This window comes from Trinickia sp., assembly GCF_035492435.1.
Classification (GTDB): domain Bacteria; phylum Pseudomonadota; class Gammaproteobacteria; order Burkholderiales; family Burkholderiaceae; genus Trinickia.
Genome location: NZ_DATJJF010000121.1, coordinates 1 through 17,291, shown reverse-complemented (window position 1 = coordinate 17,291; position 17,291 = coordinate 1). Strand labels below are relative to the sequence as shown.

14 protein-coding genes and 2 riboswitches are annotated in these 17,291 nt (G+C 61.8%); of the genes, 10 read left to right on the top strand and 4 right to left on the bottom strand.

The genetic code is table 11. The annotated features are described in order from the left end of the window. Window positions 1-78: 78 nt before the first annotated feature. Window positions 79-708, bottom strand: a complete 630-nt coding sequence (locus tag VL598_RS09235) for a LysE/ArgO family amino acid transporter (RefSeq protein WP_325326410.1) — start codon at window positions 706-708, stop codon at window positions 79-81. 98 nt (window positions 709-806) lie between these two features. Between VL598_RS09235 and VL598_RS09230 the strand changes: the two genes are divergently transcribed. Beyond that, window positions 807-1,703: a LysR family transcriptional regulator ArgP gene (locus tag VL598_RS09230; protein WP_325326409.1), complete on the top strand. Its 897-nt coding sequence runs from the start codon at window positions 807-809 to the stop codon at window positions 1,701-1,703. 109 nt (window positions 1,704-1,812) lie between these two features. Here the strand turns inward: VL598_RS09230 and VL598_RS09225 are convergent, their stop codons facing one another. Together VL598_RS09225 and VL598_RS09220 are read right to left on the bottom strand one after the other, a co-directional pair. Then, window positions 1,813-2,838: an ABC transporter substrate-binding protein gene (locus VL598_RS09225; protein WP_325326408.1), complete on the bottom strand. Its 1,026-nt coding sequence runs from the start codon at window positions 2,836-2,838 to the stop codon at window positions 1,813-1,815. Between the two features lie 131 nt (window positions 2,839-2,969). Next, a riboswitch (guanidine-I (ykkC/yxkD leader) is annotated at window positions 2,970-3,091 on the bottom strand. Between the two features lie 87 nt (window positions 3,092-3,178). Then, window positions 3,179-3,547, bottom strand: coding sequence for a MarR family winged helix-turn-helix transcriptional regulator (locus tag VL598_RS09220; RefSeq protein WP_325326407.1), 369 nt, complete (start codon window positions 3,545-3,547; stop codon window positions 3,179-3,181). Between the two features lie 177 nt (window positions 3,548-3,724). Between VL598_RS09220 and VL598_RS09215 the strand changes: the two genes are divergently transcribed. From VL598_RS09215 to VL598_RS09175, 9 genes are all read left to right on the top strand, one after another. Beyond that, window positions 3,725-4,618: a sugar phosphate isomerase/epimerase family protein gene (locus VL598_RS09215; RefSeq protein WP_325326406.1), complete on the top strand. Its 894-nt coding sequence runs from the start codon at window positions 3,725-3,727 to the stop codon at window positions 4,616-4,618. 450 nt (window positions 4,619-5,068) lie between these two features. Next, window positions 5,069-5,199, top strand: a riboswitch (guanidine-I (ykkC/yxkD leader). 56 nt (window positions 5,200-5,255) lie between these two features. Then, window positions 5,256-6,011 (top strand): urea amidolyase associated protein UAAP1, encoded by a 756-nt coding sequence (locus VL598_RS09210; protein ID WP_325326405.1) that lies wholly within the window; start codon window positions 5,256-5,258, stop codon window positions 6,009-6,011. Between the two features lie 10 nt (window positions 6,012-6,021). After that, window positions 6,022-6,678, top strand: coding sequence for an urea amidolyase associated protein UAAP2 (locus VL598_RS09205; RefSeq protein WP_325326404.1), 657 nt, complete (start codon window positions 6,022-6,024; stop codon window positions 6,676-6,678). Continuing rightward, window positions 6,675-10,316, top strand: coding sequence for an urea carboxylase (gene uca, locus VL598_RS09200; protein WP_325326403.1), 3,642 nt, complete (start codon window positions 6,675-6,677; stop codon window positions 10,314-10,316). The genes VL598_RS09205 and uca overlap by 4 nt, the downstream gene beginning before the upstream one ends. Beyond that, complete coding sequence (gene atzF / locus VL598_RS09195; protein WP_325326402.1) at window positions 10,307-12,187, top strand: allophanate hydrolase; 1,881 nt, start codon at window positions 10,307-10,309, stop codon at window positions 12,185-12,187. The genes uca and atzF overlap by 10 nt, the downstream gene beginning before the upstream one ends. An 81-nt stretch (window positions 12,188-12,268) precedes the next feature. Then, a complete protein-coding gene (locus VL598_RS09190; RefSeq protein ID WP_325326419.1) occupies window positions 12,269-13,240 on the top strand; it encodes an ABC transporter permease in 972 nt (323 codons plus the stop codon). Between the two features lie 63 nt (window positions 13,241-13,303). After that, window positions 13,304-14,212 carry an ABC transporter ATP-binding protein gene (locus VL598_RS09185; RefSeq protein WP_325326401.1) on the top strand — a complete coding sequence of 303 codons (909 nt, stop codon included), beginning with the start codon at window positions 13,304-13,306 and terminating at the stop codon, window positions 14,210-14,212. Window positions 14,213-15,173: 961 nt separating this feature from the next. Further along, window positions 15,174-15,518 (top strand): hypothetical protein, encoded by a 345-nt coding sequence (locus tag VL598_RS09180; RefSeq protein WP_325326400.1) that lies wholly within the window; start codon window positions 15,174-15,176, stop codon window positions 15,516-15,518. Window positions 15,519-15,540: 22 nt separating this feature from the next. After that, window positions 15,541-16,551 carry a 2-dehydropantoate 2-reductase gene (locus tag VL598_RS09175; RefSeq protein WP_325326399.1) on the top strand — a complete coding sequence of 337 codons (1,011 nt, stop codon included), beginning with the start codon at window positions 15,541-15,543 and terminating at the stop codon, window positions 16,549-16,551. 428 nt (window positions 16,552-16,979) lie between these two features. Here VL598_RS09175 and VL598_RS09170 read toward each other — a convergent pair. Then, window positions 16,980-17,291 (bottom strand): hypothetical protein (locus VL598_RS09170; protein WP_325326398.1); only part of this gene is annotated, 312 nt, incomplete at its 5' end.

The window sequence follows — 17,291 nt, the reverse complement described above, 5'->3', positions numbered from 1 at the left end:
CTGGCCTCAACGCTGCTCTTGGCTGGCGCTGAGAGACTTCGCTGCCTAAGCAACAAGGCGACACCGCAACAACAAACATCACCGTAACTGCGCGGCTGCGACGAGCAGCACCATGCTGCCGATCGCACCGTCGAGCCAACGCCATGCCTTTGCGTTGCGGAACCATGGCGCGAGCCATTGCGCCCCGTACCCGAGGCAGGCGAACCAGATCGGGCTCACTGTCATCGCGCCGAGCGCGAAAGCCATCCTCGCCGCTTGCGGTTCCCGCGCGCCCGCTGTGCCCAGCAGCAGAACAACATCGACGTAGACGTGCGGATTCAGCCAGGTGAAGGCAAGCGTCATCAGCACGACCGACCAGCCGCTTTGCCGATTGGACGCGTTACCGCCGTCGCGTGAGGTCCCGACTTCAATGACCACATGGCTCGGCCGCCAAGCACGGCGCAACGCCGAAATCCCGAACCACGCGAGATAGGCGAGGCCCGCGTAAAGGACGAATTCGACGAAGGTGGGATACTGCCTTGCAACGGCGGATGCGCCGCCGACACCGGCCGCGATCAGGATGAGGTCGGAGACACTGCAAACCAGTACGATCTTGCCGACGTGCGATCGCATGATGCCCTGGCGAAGCACAAAGGCGTTTTGTGCGCCGATGGTCACGATCAGGGAGGCCGAAAGGGCGGCCCCATGCACAAAAGCGGTCCAGGTCATGGCGAAATGCGATAGACGAGTGATGGGAACGGGCGTAGTCTGCCGTATCGCCCCGCATAAGAAAAACTGATTTTGCTAACGCGGATTAAGCAACGCTAATGTTCGACTACGCCTTGCTCGATGCACTGGCTGCCGTGATTCGGCACGGTTCGTTCGACCGTGCCGCGAGTGAACTCAACGTCACGCCCTCGGCCGTCTCGCAGCGGGTCAAGCTGCTGGAAGAACGTATCGGCAGCGTGCTCGTCAAGCGCGGCCAGCCCTGTGTGGCCACGCCTTCGGGGGCGCTTTTGTGCCGCCATACGGAGCGGGTTCGACTACTGGAGGCGCAGCTGACCGGGCACATGCCGATGACGCCGGGCGGTATGCCGGCCGATGCATGGCCGGCGCTGCGCGTTGCCGTCAACGACGATAGCGTTGGTTCATGGTTCGTCGACGCGGCCTCGGAATTCTGCATCGAGCGACAAGTGCTGCTCGATATCGTGATCGACGATCAGGACCATACGGCTCAACGCATTCGGGACGGCAGCGTGCAAGGTGCCGTGACGACGCAAGCCGAGCCCGTGCAGGGCTGCCGGTCGACGCGGCTTGGCACGATGCGCTACGTAGCCGTTTGCGCGCCGGCGTTCTTCGCGCAATATTTTGGCAATGGGGTCAATCGTGAGTCGTGGCGCCAAGCGCCTTGTGTCGTCTTCAACGCGAAGGACGCTCTGCAAACGCGCTTCATGCGTCGCGTGACGCGCGCCGCGGTGGATCCGCCAGTGCACTGGGTGCCGCACGTGGGTGGGTTTGTGCGCGCCTGTGTGATGGGCTTAGGGTGGGGTATGTGCCCGACACGCATGATCGCCGCGCAGCTGGCAACTGGCGAGCTTGTCGAGATATTGCCGGGGCGCCGACTCGACGTCGACCTTTACTGGCAAAGCTGGCGTCTTTCGGTTGGGCTGCTCGACGAATTCGGAGTTGCCCTCAGAAAACGTGCGGCGGACTTTCTCGACTGAACGACGGCCGTGTTGTCCAAGCGCGTGGCCGATGCGGATAAGCGCACGACAGAAGTCGGGCAGGCCTGCCTGCCCGACGCATGAATCGATCGTTGCGCGATGCCGACGCTTAGCGCGCGCTGATCAACGAAGGATCGATGTAAGCGCTGACGTCCTGCGATTGCTTATAGACGCTGTTGCGCACATTGAATTTGTCCGCGTTCTCGCTCGAGCCGTAAAGCGAATCGAGGCCGTCGGCTTTCACATAGACCTTCTTTGCGGCAGCCAGGTCGAGCAGGTGAGTGCCTTTGAGCAACGGCAGATACTGCGCCGGCGTGAGGCCGACGCGTGCCGACATGATTTTTACCGCGTCCGGCTGGGTCTTCGGATCGTTGATGTAGGCAACGCAGCGATACCAGACCTTCACCACCTTTTCCCAATCTGCCTTGCGTGTAGCGAGGCTTGTCGGGCTGATTGCGAAGACATCGTAGATGAGCCCCGGGGCATCAGCGGAGGTAAAGATGGGGTGCGAGCCCGGAGCGCGCTTGAGCGCCTCGCCGGCATTAGGCTGCCAGGCCGCCACTGCGGCGATATCGCCCGAGGATGCCAACACCTGCGGCAACTCGTTCGTCTTCGCATTGACGAGCGTCACGTCCGATTCCGTGAGGCCGTGCTTGCTAAGTGCGGTGTCGAGCAGCAGCTGATCGACGAGACCGACCTCGACGCCAACCTTCTTGCCTTTGAGCGCTTGCACCGATTTGACGCTCGGCTTCGCGACAATCATGTCGTTACCGCTCGAGTAGTCGGTCACGATCGCCATGATGTTCTTCGCGCCGCTTGCGCCCGTGACAAGGGCATCGCCGTTCGTGGCGCCGACAGCATCGAGCTTTCCGGCTGAGAATGCGTCGAGCGAGGCCGAATAATCGAACCATTCGAAGTCGACATCGACGCCTTCCTGCTTGAACCATCCCTTGTCAATCGCGATCTGGAAGGCCACCCAACCGGGCCAGTCGCTGTAGCCGATCTTCAAAGGCGCAGCCGCATGGGCGGGCAGCGTCGCGGTGCCGAATGCGAGCGCGGCCGCAAGGCCTGTTAGCGCACGGCGCATGAAGCGGGAGGAGGCAAGTCGGGGAACGGCAGTTTCGATTCGTTTCATCGTGTTGGGCTCCAGACGACCGGTAAGGGTAGGCTTGTCGATGCGGCATCCGCCGCGCTCATGACCGGTTCCCGCGGGAGCGAGGATGAAACGCCGGCCAAGGAGAGGCGCGATAGCTGTCGCTATCGGCGATCTCCCGGGCTTTTGTCCCGCCGTGTAATGCGTGAGCGGAAACGACTCCCCGCTCCGTTCACGCACCGGGCTGCTCTCGGACCAGACGTTCTAGCGAACCGGAACCCTAGCACCCCTGAAGATGCGACACTGCCGCACCTCTCGGGAGACGCGGTACGCGAGAAGCGTGCCAGAGACGCATCGTTGCCGTTTCATCATGCACGCCAGGCTAGGGGAGTGCTGCAAACCGGTGATGAACGAACGCGAGAAAGCGCTCGAGCCTTTCGGCTATCGACGGGGATAATCGAACGCACTTGACTCGGCGGTCGTGAGCGTCGTTGCTCTCCAAGAGCCAACCTTCATTGATCAGCTTCTGCACATAGGCGACGGCCGTGCGACGACTGACGCCGGGCATGAATTCATAGAGCGCCGTTTTCGGGAATGCTGATTGATCGCCGGCCCACATTTCGCAGAACAGATCGCTGTAGTTGAGATCGTTCAAGCCGATATCGCCGAACTGAGCGGCCCATTGAAAGTCCATGTCGAGCAGGGCGCGCGCAACGGCTCGCCCCTTCACTCTGCTGATTTTTCTCTTCATCGATTCACCATCGCGAGGAAAGATGCGCGCTTTGCGTGCACAAGAGCCCAAAAAACGGGCGCATTGGGCATGAGTGCATGGCTTCCCACAAGCAAAGCGAAGTCAGCCAGCACGTCACCTTGACGATCCTCGAATCACCTGTATTATTGCATGCAACTTTGCATATACCGTGATGCGATGAAGCTCGAATTGTTCAAAACGTTCTGGGGCTTTTCAGGCGGACCGCACGATGCAGGCCCACTCGTGCGTGCTGCTGGTTTTGATGGCATCGAGGCGCAGGTGCCGTCAGACGCTCGCGAGCGGGAGAGCTTCTCGCAAGCCCTCGAAGAGGAGCGGCTTGCCTTCATCGCGGAAGTGACGACTGCGGGTGGTTATGTGCCGGTGCGCAGCGCCAGCCCCGCCGATCATTTGCGCGATATCGAGCGCAGCATCGTACTCGGCAAGCCGCTGCACCCGCGATTTTTTACGATCATTGCCGGTTGCGACGCATGGCCGCTCGCGACGCAAATCGATTTCTTTTCGCGAGCGCTCGATATTGCTTCAAGACATGGCGTCGAATGCAGCTTCGAAACGCATCGAAGCCGGTCGCTGTTCAATCCGTGGGTGACGCTTGAAGTCATACGCGCCGTTCCTCAGCTGAAGCTGACCTGTGATTTCAGTCACTGGGTCGTCGTGTGCGAGCGCCTGCTCGACAGTGAGATGGAAACGCTAGCCGAACTCGCTTGCCATGCCCATCATGTGCATGCGCGCGTCGGCTACCCGCAGGGCCCCCAGGTGCCGCATCCCGCAGCGCCGGAATACGCGGATTGCCTCGCCTGGCATCAGCGTGCCTGGGAGCTCCTGTGGTCAGCACAGCAAAAGAACAGCTACCCGGTGACGACGATGACCCCCGAATTCGGGCCGGACGGTTACCTCCATACGCTGCCGTTCACGAACGCCCCGGTAGCTGACCTTTGGGAAATCAACGCGTGGATGGGGGCGCAGGAGCGCCGCCATTTTCAAGCGTTTCTTCAACGCGACGCGGATAGGGATGAACCGATGCGCGGGCGCGCACAAGCGGCAGCCGGATGACGCCATGACGAAAACGCCCTACGCATCTTCCGTTCGACCGGCTCCGATCGCCGATATCTCCGACCTCTATAGCAACGAGCGCGAGCGCCGTCTTTGCTCCTTTTTCTTATTTGAGGCAACGCATCGAGCGCGGCGAGCTCGTGATGCCGAGCCAAGCTGAGACGGTTGGCCGCTTCGGGCAGCATGCCCGGCATGCCGACGGGAGCGCATCCGGCGAGGCTTGATAGCGAAAGCGGAAGCAATAAGACGTTCGCCTTGCAGTGCTCGATGACAGGGCTTCTTGCATAGTCGTGGTGCACAGCGCGTAGCAGCCTGGTGCCCAGGCCATCGTGGTCTACAACCCAAGTAGTGCGGCCGCATGGCTGTCACTGCGTTGGGCTTTGCATTCACGGGCGTTGGCACATTCTTCGCTTTATTAGTCGTCGAGAGGTGCGAAGCAATTTGCATCATCTTCAGGATCGCTAGGGTTCCGATCGCGCGGCATGGCGCGGTGACTGGTCCGAGAGCAATCCGGTCTTGCCCAACCTCGTTCATCTCGAGGCGACGGCGAGGCTCCACGGAGGGATAAAAGCCCGGGAGGTCGCGATGTTTTCAATCGCCCTCTCATGCCGTAGTCCCACCGTTCATAGGAGCCTCTATGTCGCCGAATCCTTCAGTCGACCTTCCTCCGATCCCGCGTGTGCTGTGGGAGGCGGTTATCCCTGCCGGTACGCATTGGTCGGGCCTCTTGCGGCGTGGTATTGCGCTGCGCGTGGTCGACCTCGATGGCGGCGCGAATCTCTCCGCGCTCTTTTACCGGCAGGAGGACCCACTCGAGCGCTACAACATGGCCGATACGCTAAAGGCTCAGCATACGGCGCATCTCACACGCGGCTTCGTGCTCTATTCGGACATGGGGCGCGTGATGGCATCGATCACGGCGGACACGCTCGGCTGGCACGATCCACTCGGCGGCATCGGAGACTCCGCGCTCTTCACGAGAAAGTATGGCGTTGCACGCTACCAGGAGGAGCGCAACGCGATGATCCGTAACGGCCGCGACAGCTTGCTCATCGAAATCGCGAAGTACGGCCTCGGTGCACGCGATCTCGTCGCCAACGTCAACTTCTTCAGCAAGCTCGCAGTAGCAGAAGACGGTGACCTGGAGTTTGTATCAAACCACTCACGTGTCGGCGATGCGTTCGATTTGCGTTTCGAGATGAACACGCTCGCGGCGTTCTCGACGGCGCCGCACCCGATGGATCCTGCAGCGAGATACCAGCCCAAGGCCGTCAAGCTCATTGCCTATCGCGCCTATGCGACTGATGCCGGCGTACCCGCCGACGATCCATGCCGTTCGCACTGCGCCGAAAACGAGCGCGGCTTCACCAACACCGAGCGTTTGTTCGCCTAAGGAGACCGGCATGCCCATCGTCGAAAGCCAACTCGATCCGCGCTATGCCGTCTACGATTTCACGCTCCCTGCGGGCGAGCCGTGGTTGCATGAGGTGAAGCGCGGCCAAGCATTGCGCATCCTGGACCTCGAAGGCAATCAGGCCGTCGATACTCTCTTTTATAACAGTGCCGATCCGCTCGAGCGCTACAGCGCGCAAGACACGATTCGCGCACAAAGCAAGCTGTATCTTTCGAGCGGCAGCGTGCTGATGTCGAATCTCGGCAACCCGATGTTGACGATCGTGGCCGATACGTGCGGCCGTCACGACACGCTCGGCGGCGCCTGCGCCGCGGAAAGCAACACCGTGCGCTACGCGCTTGAAAAGCAGCACATGCACAGCTGCCGCGACAACTTCTTGCAGGCGATCACGCATTGCACGTGTGGCGCGGGCGCGTTGCTTACCAAGCGCGACATTGTCAGCAACATCAACTTCTTCATGAACGTGCCGGTCACGCCGCTCGGCAAGCTCACGTTCGAGGATGGGATCTCCGCGCCTGGCAAGTATGTCGAGATGCGCGCCGAGATGGACGTCACCGTGCTCATCTCGAACTGCCCGCAATTGAACAATCCCTGCAACGGGTATAACCCGACGCCCGTGCGGCTCACGATCTGGGAGGCGCAGTGACGTTCCGCAAGGTACTGATTGCGAATCGCGGCGAGATTGCATGTCGCGTCATTCGCACGTTGACGAGGCTCGGCATTGCGTCAGTGGCCGTGTACTCGGATGCCGACCGGCACGCGGCGCACGCGCGGCTGGCCAATGAGGCGGTCTGCATCGGGACGGCTGTGGCATCCGAAAGTTACCTGAACGTTGCCGCGATTCTCGATGCAGCGCGCGCCACGGGCTCCGACGCCGTGCACCCCGGTTACGGATTTCTCTCCGAGAACGCCGCGTTTGCCGAGGCCTGCGAGGAGGCCGGTATTCGCTTCATCGGGCCTCGGCCGGATCAGATGCGCTCGTTCGGGTTGAAGCATTGCGCGCGCGAGCTGGCGCAAGCCGAGGGCGTGGCGCTGCTACCGGGCACGGGCTTGCTCGCCGATGCGGCGTGCGCGGTCTCCGAAGCTGCCGCAATCGGCTACCCGGTCATGCTGAAAAGCACTGCGGGTGGGGGCGGCATCGGTATGTCCGTATGCCGCGGGCCGAGTGAGCTCGAGGCGGCATTCGCTTCGGTGTCGCGGCTCGGCGGTGCGAACTTCGCGAACACAGGTGTCTACCTCGAAAAGTTCGTCGAGAACGCGCGGCACATCGAGGTACAGATCTTTGGTGACGGTCAAGGCAATGTGATCGCGCTCGGCGAGCGCGATTGCTCGGTGCAACGGCGTAATCAGAAGGTCGTCGAAGAAACGCCGGCGCCTGACCTCTCGGATTCCGAGCGAAACGAGCTAATGGCGAGCGCTGTGCGTCTCGCGAGGGCTGTCGACTATGAGTCGGCCGGCACGGTTGAGTTCGTGTTCGATAGCGATACGCGTCGGTTCTACTTTCTGGAGGTCAACACGCGCTTGCAGGTCGAGCACTGCATCACCGAGGAAGTGACGGGCATCGATCTGGTTGAATGGATGATTCGCCAGGCCGAAGGTCAGCTGCCGCCGCTCGAAACGCTCGTGCCGACACCGTGTGGCGCCAGCATTCAGGTTCGCCTTTACGCCGAAGATCCGAACAAGCATTTTCAGCCGAGCGCAGGCACGTTGACGCACGTGCGGTTTCCGGCTTCCGCACGCATCGAGACCTGGGTGGAAGCTGGCACCGAGGTCAGTTCGTTTTACGACCCACTGGTAGCCAAGCTCATCGTCAAAGGCGACACGCGCGAGGCCGCAGTGGCCGCTTTGCGCCAAGCGCTCGATGAGACCGAGCTTTACGGCATCGAAACGAACCTGGATTACCTACGCGCCGTATCGGGCTCGCAGCACTTCGCGCACGGCGCGCGGACGACGGCGTTCCTGTCGCGCTTCGCTTTTTCTCCGCACACGATCGACGTGCTCGAGGGCGGCGTTCAGACGACTATCCAGCAGTTGCAGGGCCGCACGGGATATTGGAGCGTCGGTGTGCCGCCGTCCGGGCCGATGGATGACCGATCGTTTAGGACTGCGAATGAATTGCTCGACAATGCCCCCGATGCTGCGGGGCTAGAGCTGACGATGGTCGGTGCGACCTTGCGCTTCAACATGACGACGCTCTTCGTGCTTGGCGGCGCGCTCATGCGCGCCACGCTCGATGGCGAACCGGTGCCGTACTGGCGGGTGATGCGCGCGGCGCCGGGCTCGGTGCTCAAGCTCGGCGGCATCGAGGGCCCTGGCATGCGCACGTGTCTGGCCGTGAAGGGCGGACTGCAGGTGCCCGATTATCTCGGCAGCAAGGCGACGTTCACGCTCGGCCAGTTCGGAGGTCATGCTGGTCGCGCGTTGCGCAAGGGCGATGTCTTGCATCTGGCGAGCAACGCTGGCGACGGCGAGGCGGGGGGAGTGCTCGATGCCTCGCGCATCCCTGAGTTGACACGCGAATGGTCGCTCGGCGTGCTCGACGGTCCACACGGTGCGCCGGATTTCTTTACGCGCGACGACATCGCAATGCTGTACGGCACGCGTTGGTCTGTCCACTACAACTCGAGCCGTACCGGTGTGCGTCTCATCGGGCCCAAACCGCAATGGGCACGCTCCGACGGCGGCGAAGCGGGTCTGCATCCCTCGAATATTCACGACAACGCGTACGCGATCGGCGCGGTTGATTTCACGGGCGATATGCCGGTGATCCTCGGCCCGGACGGCCCGAGCCTGGGTGGTTTCGTATGTCCCGTCACGGTCGCAGGCAGCGAGCTGTGGAAGCTTGGGCAGTTGCGGCCTGGCGACGCGGTGCGCTTCGTGCCGGTGCCCGTCGGTGCGTCGGGTCCCGGTGTCGACGCCGTGGCGCATGAATCCCTGGCGTCGCAAGCGAGCGCTGCGGCCTTGTATGAAAGCGGCACGCACGACTGCGTGCTGTTTAGCGATCCCGAAGCGGGCGAGGGCATCGGCGTTGTCTACCGCCGCTCGGGCGATCGCAACGTGCTGGTCGAGTATGGTCCGCTCGTGCTCGACTTGAACTTGCGTTTTCGCGTGCACGCGCTGATGACTTGGCTCGAGGCCCATCGTCTGCCCGGTATCGCTGATCTCACGCCGGGCATTCGTTCTTTGCAGGTCCAGTTCGATCCGGGGGTCTTGTCGCGCGCCGCATTGGTCGAGCATCTGCAGCGTGCGGAGCGCGAGCTGCCGTGCATCGACGAAATGTGCGTGCCCAACCGGATCGTGCATCTTCCGCTGTCGTGGGACGACCCATCGACGCGCCTCGCGATCGAGCGCTATACGCAATCGGTGCGCCCCGATGCGCCTTGGTGCCCGAGCAACATCGAGTTCATCCGGCGTATCAACGGGCTTGACGCGATCGAAGATGTGAAGCGCATCGTATTCGATGCGAGCTATTTGGTGATGGGGCTCGGCGACGTTTATCTGGGGGCACCTGTGGCGACGCCGATCGATCCGCGTCATCGGCTTGTGACGACGAAGTACAACCCCGCGCGTACCTGGACGCCTGAGAACGCAGTCGGCATCGGTGGCGCGTATCTGTGCGTGTACGGCATGGAGGGCCCCGGTGGCTATCAATTCGTCGGCCGCACCGTGCAGATGTGGAATCGCTATCGAACTACCAGTGAGTTTGAGGCCCGTAAGCCTTGGCTTTTGCGCTTCTTCGACGAGATACGTTTCTACGAAGTCAGCGAGGCAGAACTTGCCGAGATGCGCGCCGATTTCATCGAGGGCCGTGCGAGCTTGAAGATCGAGGAGTCGGTGTTCGATCTCGGTGCTTACAACCGCTTCCTGCGAGATGAGGCTGGATCGATTGCCACGTTCAAGGCGTCACAGCAGGCGGCGTTCGAAGCAGAGCGTGAACGCTGGCGCGCGGCGGGTACGGCCGAATATATCGGCGAGCCGGAAACTCAGGGATCAAGTGCGGCCGCGGGGGACCCTGCCTGCGCCGAATTGCGCGAAGGCCGATCGGCTGTCAGCGCCGATGTATCGGGCAGTGCCTGGAAGATCTGCGTCACTGAGGGGCAGCGTGTCATGGCAGGACAGGTCGTGGCCATTCTCGAGTCGATGAAGATGGAAGTGTCGGTGACAGTGGCCGAGGGTGGCATCGTGGAGAAGATCGAATGCGCAGAGGGCGCGCCCGTTGTGGCGGGGCAGCGGCTCATGGTGATGCGCTCAGACGTTACAGCTGTGGAGACCCTATGCAAGTGAATGAAAACGTTCTGACGCTCGGTGAGCAACCGTCTGCCTCAGGGCCAATCGAGCCTCTGACCATTGCCTCGCTGAAAAAGCGTTATCGCGAGGGCAGCCTCACGCCACGGCAACTCATCGAGACCATCGCGGCTCGAACAGCCGGGGAAGACCCGCACCATGTCTGGATTCGTCCGCTCACGCGCGAAGAGATGATGCGCTATGTGGACGCGCTTGAAGGCAAGTCGGTCGACGCGCTGCCGCTCTTCGGGATCCCGTTTGCGCTCAAGGACAACATCGATCTGGCGGGCGTGCCGACGACGGCGGGTTGCCCGGCCTACGCGTATGAACCCAACGAGAGCGCAGCGGTCGTGACGCGCCTGATCGCGGCGGGGGCCATTCCCGTCGGCAAGACGAATCTCGATCAATTTGCGACTGGGCTGTCGGGCCAACGCTCACCGTACGGGGCATGCCGCAATGCGCTCGATCCGCGCTATGCCTCAGGCGGCTCGAGCTCCGGCTCCGCGGTGGCTGTCGCGCTCGGCTTTGCGGCATTCTCGCTGGGAACCGACACGGCGGGCTCGGGGCGTGTGCCGGCGGCCTTCAATGGCCTCGTCGGGTTGAAGCCGACAAAAGGCGTGGTGAGCACGTTGGGTGTGGTGCCCGCGTGCCAGTCGCTCGATTGCGTGTCGATCTTTGCGCATTCGGCTGACGATGCGCAGGCGGTGTTCGACGTTGCCCGTGGTGTCATAGCGGGCGATCCGTACGCACGCGCATGGGTGCCGGGCGACGAATCGATGCTGCGGGCGGGGGGAGGGCGGCCGCTAGACGGCGTGCGTTTTGGCGTGCCGCGCGCGTCTCAGCTCGAATTCTTCGATAACGAGGCCTATGCGCATGCCTTCGATGCTGCGCTTGCGCGGCTGTCCGAACAGGGCGCTCAATTGATCGAGATCGATTTCACACCGTTTCTCGACACGGCGCGTCTGCTCTATGAAGGCCCGTGGGTGGCCGAGCGCCTTGCCGCCATCAAACCTTTCTTCGATGCCCGTCCCGACGCGCTTCATCCCGTCACGCGCGCCATCATCGGGGGCGCCGAGCGCTGGAGCGCTGCCGATGCGTTCGCAGCGCTCGATCGTCTCGCCGTATTGCGTATGCATGCGCAGAAAGTATGGGAAGACGTCGACGCGATCGTCATGCCGACATCGCCGACGACGGCGACGCTCGACGAGCTTGAAGCGGATCCTATCGGCGTCAACGCGCGCTTCGGCTACTACACCAACTTCGTCAACCTGCTCGACTTGTCGGCGCTGGCTGTGCCGGCGGGCGTATGCCGCGTTGGGCGGCATGCCGGGTTGCCGTTCGGCGTGACATTCGTCGGACGCGCGCATGCCGACGGCTTCTTGCTCGATCTTGCCCACGTTTGGCTGGGCGAAGTACAGGCCACGACGGCCCCGGAGTCGAAGCGGGTTTGCGTGGCCGTAGTGGGTGCGCATTTGCGCGGGCAGCCGCTCAACGGGCAACTGACGGAGCGCGGCGCACATTATGTGAGAACGACGACAACGGCGCCGACGTATCGGCTCTTCGCACTGCCGGCCGCATCGAGCGGCGGCGTGGCGAAGCCTGGGCTCGTGCGCGTGCCGGACGGAGGTGCTTCGATCGAAGTGGAGCTGTGGGATATGCCGCTGGACGCCTACGGCGGCTTCGTCGCACAAGTGCCGCCGCCACTCGGCATCGGCACTTTGACGCTGGTCAACGGCGTGCAAGCGCAGGGCTTCCTCTGTGAGAGCGCTGTGCTCGAAGGGGCTGCCGACATCACCGCATTTGGGGGCTGGCGAGCTTATCTTGCAAGCCTTGAAGTCAGCGATGAGAGATCGGCCAGACGAGCCGGATAAGCAGATCAAGAGCGGCGTTCACCACTCGCGAAGCGCGTGTTTCACGCGCAATGCGACCCATGCAAGGGAGGTTCAATGTCAATGACAGCCGATCGACGGACAGACTGGTTTGCGGTGCGCCGCGAGCTGTCGGTGCGTCACAAGTGGATGCTCGGCATCGGTTCGTTCGTATTGCCGATCATCCTGTGGTGCCTCGCGAGTTATGTGCCTTTTGTCTGGCATCCGCAGATGTTGATCACGAATCCGGGCAGCGTCGACTACTTCCAGGTCGGCATGCGAGTCGACAAGGGCACGTTCCAGGACGAACTCGCCGATGCGCGGGCGAAACACGCGGCCTTGCCAATGGGCGTGCCGGCGAACCCCGTTTATCTGCCAGCGCCGCATGAGGTGCTGCATGCGTGCTACACCGCGTTCGCCACGCCGCCAGCGTCGCGCGACGGCGCATGGCTTCATCAGAGCATCTGGCACAGTATTCAGGTGATTTTCTGGGGCTTTGTCATTTCCTCGGCGATCGGTGTGCCGCTTGGCATCGTCGGTGGCACTTTCAGTGCGGTTGCACGTCTGCAGGAGCCATTCCTCGAGTTTTTCCGCTACTTGCCGGCGCCGGCGTTCGGCGCGCTCATGGTGGCGATACTCGGCATTTACGATGCACCGAAGATCGCGATCATCGTCATCGGCACGTTCTTTCAGCAGGTGCTGATCGTGGCGAACACAACGCGCAAGCTCGACTACGCGCTTTTCGAAGCGGCGATGACGCTCGGCACGAACAAGCTCAGGCTGCTCACGCATGTGGCGATCCCGGGGATCTTGCCCGATCTCTATCGTGATCAAAGGATCTTGCTCGGCTGGGCATGGACTTACCTGATCGTCGCCGAGCTCATCGGCACGACTTCCGGCATCACCTGGTACATCACACAGCAGGCGCGCTACGAGCATTTCGACAACGTCTATGCGGCGATCATGATGATCGGGGTGATCGGACTCGGCACGGATATCGTGCTCGCCTTCGTTGGCCGCAAGCTCTTTCCGTGGGACCGCGCACTCAAGGCATAGCGTGTCCGTTCGGCGGCGTGTCATGACGACCCGCTGCCCGGCTTCCTCCATAAGGATTCCAAGATGCTCAACCCGCAACCGGTTCCTTCCTATCTGATCCAGTCCGAAGCCGTACGTACACGTTTCGAACGCCTTAAGGCACGGGAAACAATCCTTGAGGTGCGCCATCTCGGCAAGCGTTTCGCGACACCGCAGGGCGAGTGCACCGTGTTGAACGACATCAGCTTCAAGACACACCGGCGCGAGTTCGTCTGTGTGATCGGGCCGTCCGGCTGCGGCAAGTCCACGCTGATTCGCATCCTTGCCGGGCTCGAATGGCCCACGAGTGGTCAAGTGCTGCTCGACGGAAAGCCTGTCGATGGGCCGGGCGCCGACCGCGGCATGGTCTTTCAAGGCTATACGCTGTTTCCATGGCTCACGGTCAAGAAGAACGTGATGTTCGGCCTGAAGATGAATGGCCTGAGTCGGGGCCAGGCAGAACGCGAGGCGTTGCAATGGCTCGATCTCGTCGGCTTGTCGAAGTTTACCGACGTCTATCCGCATCAGCTCTCGGGCGGCATGAAGCAACGCGTGGCGATTGCGCGTGCGTTGGCAAACCGGCCGCGCATTCTGCTGATGGATGAGCCTTTCGGCGCACTCGACGCGCAAACACGAGCCAAGATGCAGGCGTATCTGCTCGACATCTGGCGCAACATCGACATCACGATTGTGTTCATCACGCACGATCTCGATGAAGCCATTTTGCTGGCCGATCGCATTCTCGTGCTCAAGGCGAATCCCGGCGAAGTCGAGGAGTTGATCGAAGTCCCGGTGCCGCGGCCGCGCGAGGCGTCGCAGATCACATCGTTCGAGTTCAGGGCGACGAAAGCGCGGCTCGAAGCGCTGATTCATCCGCCAACGGAGATCGACGACGGCGATGCGGTGCGCCCCCAAATTGTGCGCATGACCGACGTGACGGACGATGTCGAGTAAGTGGCGGGCTCTCTAAATCGAGTTCCAGTATTCTTACTTGTACGTAACAAATGGCTTATAAACAGACAAGGAAATCCTGACTGCCGGAACTGGCCCCCGTGCTATATGCTCGCCAGACTGGGTGGTATTCCCGGTCCCGAAAACCGTGAGCATGTCGATGAAGCAAGGAGCAGCACCTACCTCGGTCCAGCACCTCCGGTCGTGTCTTGGCGCCTTGTTGGGCAACGCATTCACCCGTTGGATGGAGCACGCGGTACTTGGGTCAAAAGTCAGCATGCCGCTGCCCGTCGCGCCAATGCTCACATCGGCGGCTTTACTGTTTACCGAGCACGGTTACCTGCGTCGCAAGGAGGCGGGGGCGGCACCGGTCTTGCACCCACTCCTTACAACGCGATTGCGACATAGTGACGCGGGGGGCCTGAACTTCGCGGTAAATGGGACGGCTATACCGGTGTCGCAGTGTCGGACATCGACCTGCTTTGGCCGCTGTCCCGCATGGTTCATTCGAGCGCACCGACCGCAGGCCTGAGTTGTGCGCACATGACGTCGCCGGCGAGAGCCGCGACAACAAGATGCGGCGCCGTAGTCGGCGCAACAACGGCAATCGTAGAGCTGGCGCCGCTTTTCAGGGACCGCCGATGCAAGCGTGCCTGGGTCGCAAACGGGCTGGACCGCATCGTCAGCCGGGTCGCGAAGCGCAATTTGAGCAGGTGTTTTTACCGGCGAAAGGGGTGTTCGGCGTGTGTAGCGACTGAGTGGAATCGTGTCGATTTATTAGAGATACCAAATCGACACGATAAAAAACTTTAACTATTACTAATAGGTCCGGTCGCTCACTATCAATGTGCGTGCGGCCGGTAGTCCGAAGACACCGGAATCCGGCAAGACGCGCGACGATACATCGTTCGCCGCCGTCAAGTCGACCAATAACATTCCGCACCGCTTGGATGGAGACAAATTCGTGTACAACGTCGATCGTTCGATCGGACGGCGCTATGACGCGCACCGTTCGATTGCTGCGCCGCAGCAAACCGTGCAGGATGGAATCCGGCTTTCCCCCAATGTCGCGCATGCGGCGCCGGAACGCACGATAGCCCCGATACGCGCGAGCGCCAGCTGCGCACAGACCACCTATAACTGCTTAGGACTGCTTACGGATGTCGCCGCCCGGTTGCGGCGATGCCAGGCGCGGCGTATGCCGCGTGCAGCCCTGCGGATGCTTGACTCGGACCGTGCGCACGCGCGGCGCATGAGAGTCCGGGAGTCCGCCGGCCGCGAGGCCGAGCTGACCGACCAGATTTCTTGACTCGACCAATGGGGAACGACACATGAAGATCTGCGTATATGGCGCCGGAGCGATTGGCGCATACATGGGTGCCCAGCTCGCGCTGGCCGGTGCCGAAGTCAGTTTCGTCGCACGCGGTGCGCATTTGGCCGCGATGCAAAAGAACGGTGTTCGGCTGCAAATCGACGGTACCGAGCGTGTGGTGCAGGTGAAATGCACGTCCGATCCGCGCGAGCTCGGTCCGCAGGATTACGTCATCGTGGCGCTCAAGGCTCACTCGGTGCCTAGCGTTGTCGAATCGATGCTGCCGCTCTTTGGTCCGCAGACGGCGGTTGTCACTGCCGTCAATGGCATTCCATACTGGTACTTTTATCGCCATGGCGGTGCGTTCGAAGGATCTCAGCTCGAGAGCGTCGACCCGGGTGCCAAGCAGTGGAACGTGCTGGGGCCCGAACGTGCCATTGGTTGCGTGGTCTATCCGGCGGCGGAAATCTCCGAGCCTGGTGTGATTCGCCACGTTTACGGCAAGAAGTTCCCGATCGGCGAGCCGAGCGGCGAACCGACCGAGCGCACGACGAAGTTCCACGAGATCATGGTCGCCGCCGGCTTCGATGCGCCGATTCGGGAGAAGATTCGCGATGAGATCTGGCTGAAGCTGTGGGGCAATCTCTGCTTCAACCCCATCAGCGCGCTCACGCACGCGACGCTCGATGTCATCACGAGCCACCCGGGTACGCGGGCTGTTTCGCGCGCGATGATGCTCGAAGCGAAAGCGATCGCCGATCGTTTCGGCGTGAACTTCCGCGTGGATGTGGAACGGCGCATCGATGGAGCAGGGGCCGTAGGCGCACATAAGACGTCGATGTTGCAAGACCTCGAGGCAGGTCGTCCGATGGAGATCGATCCACTCTTGACCGTTGTCCAGGAGATGGGGCGCTTGGTCGGTCAGCCGACCCCCACCATCGATACCGTGCTGCCGTTGATCAAGCTGCGGGAGCAAATCGCGCAGTCGCCGGCGCCGGTAGCCAGCGAGGTAGTCAAAGCCGCAGCATAAAGCGCATTCCCCAAAAAGCGCATCTTTAACGATGGCCGCCGCTGTGCGGCCATCGCACTGATTTCCCGTCTCTCTCGACGGCGAGCGTGTCGCTCGCGGCGCTCAGCCGCCGCTTGTTCCGCCGCTGCAGCCACCCATCTCGTGGACTTGCTCAGAGCGCTGCCGATCCTGGCTGCGCAGGGCCATTCCCGTTCCCTTTCACCGGCGTGAGCCAAATTGTCGCTGCCATCGCGCCACCAATGGGCCGAAATGTCGCGCCCATGGCGTCGTTGCCGGCGGTATTCTGTATTTCAGCAGATGCGCTTGATCCTTCCCTTTATGCATGGCGGGGTCAATCGTCGCGGCTAAACCATACTTCCTGTAATGATTTCCGTGAAATATCACATACAGTATATTGACGTTTACCGCGACGCAGCATAACATGGTGGTTATGCAAGCGATTGGTAATTTTTGTGGGAGGAATAATGGAACTCGATGCTTTGGCTTGGATCAGTGTTGCTGCCGTTGGGCTCGGTGCCTTCGTGACTTACACGGTAGGCAAGTGCATTTCCGCACCGTTGGCTGATATGGCCGCCAAGCACGGCCGCTTCGCCGGCCTCGGCGAAACGAAGGCGCAGCGTCCGGCTTCGGGCCTGGGCCAAGGGCACTCCGGACGCGAGGTCATGCATGTCGCCAGGATTGCTCACTAATAGTAACGCGGCGTTCTCGTCAGAAAAGAACGGGGCGCCTACATCGGGCAG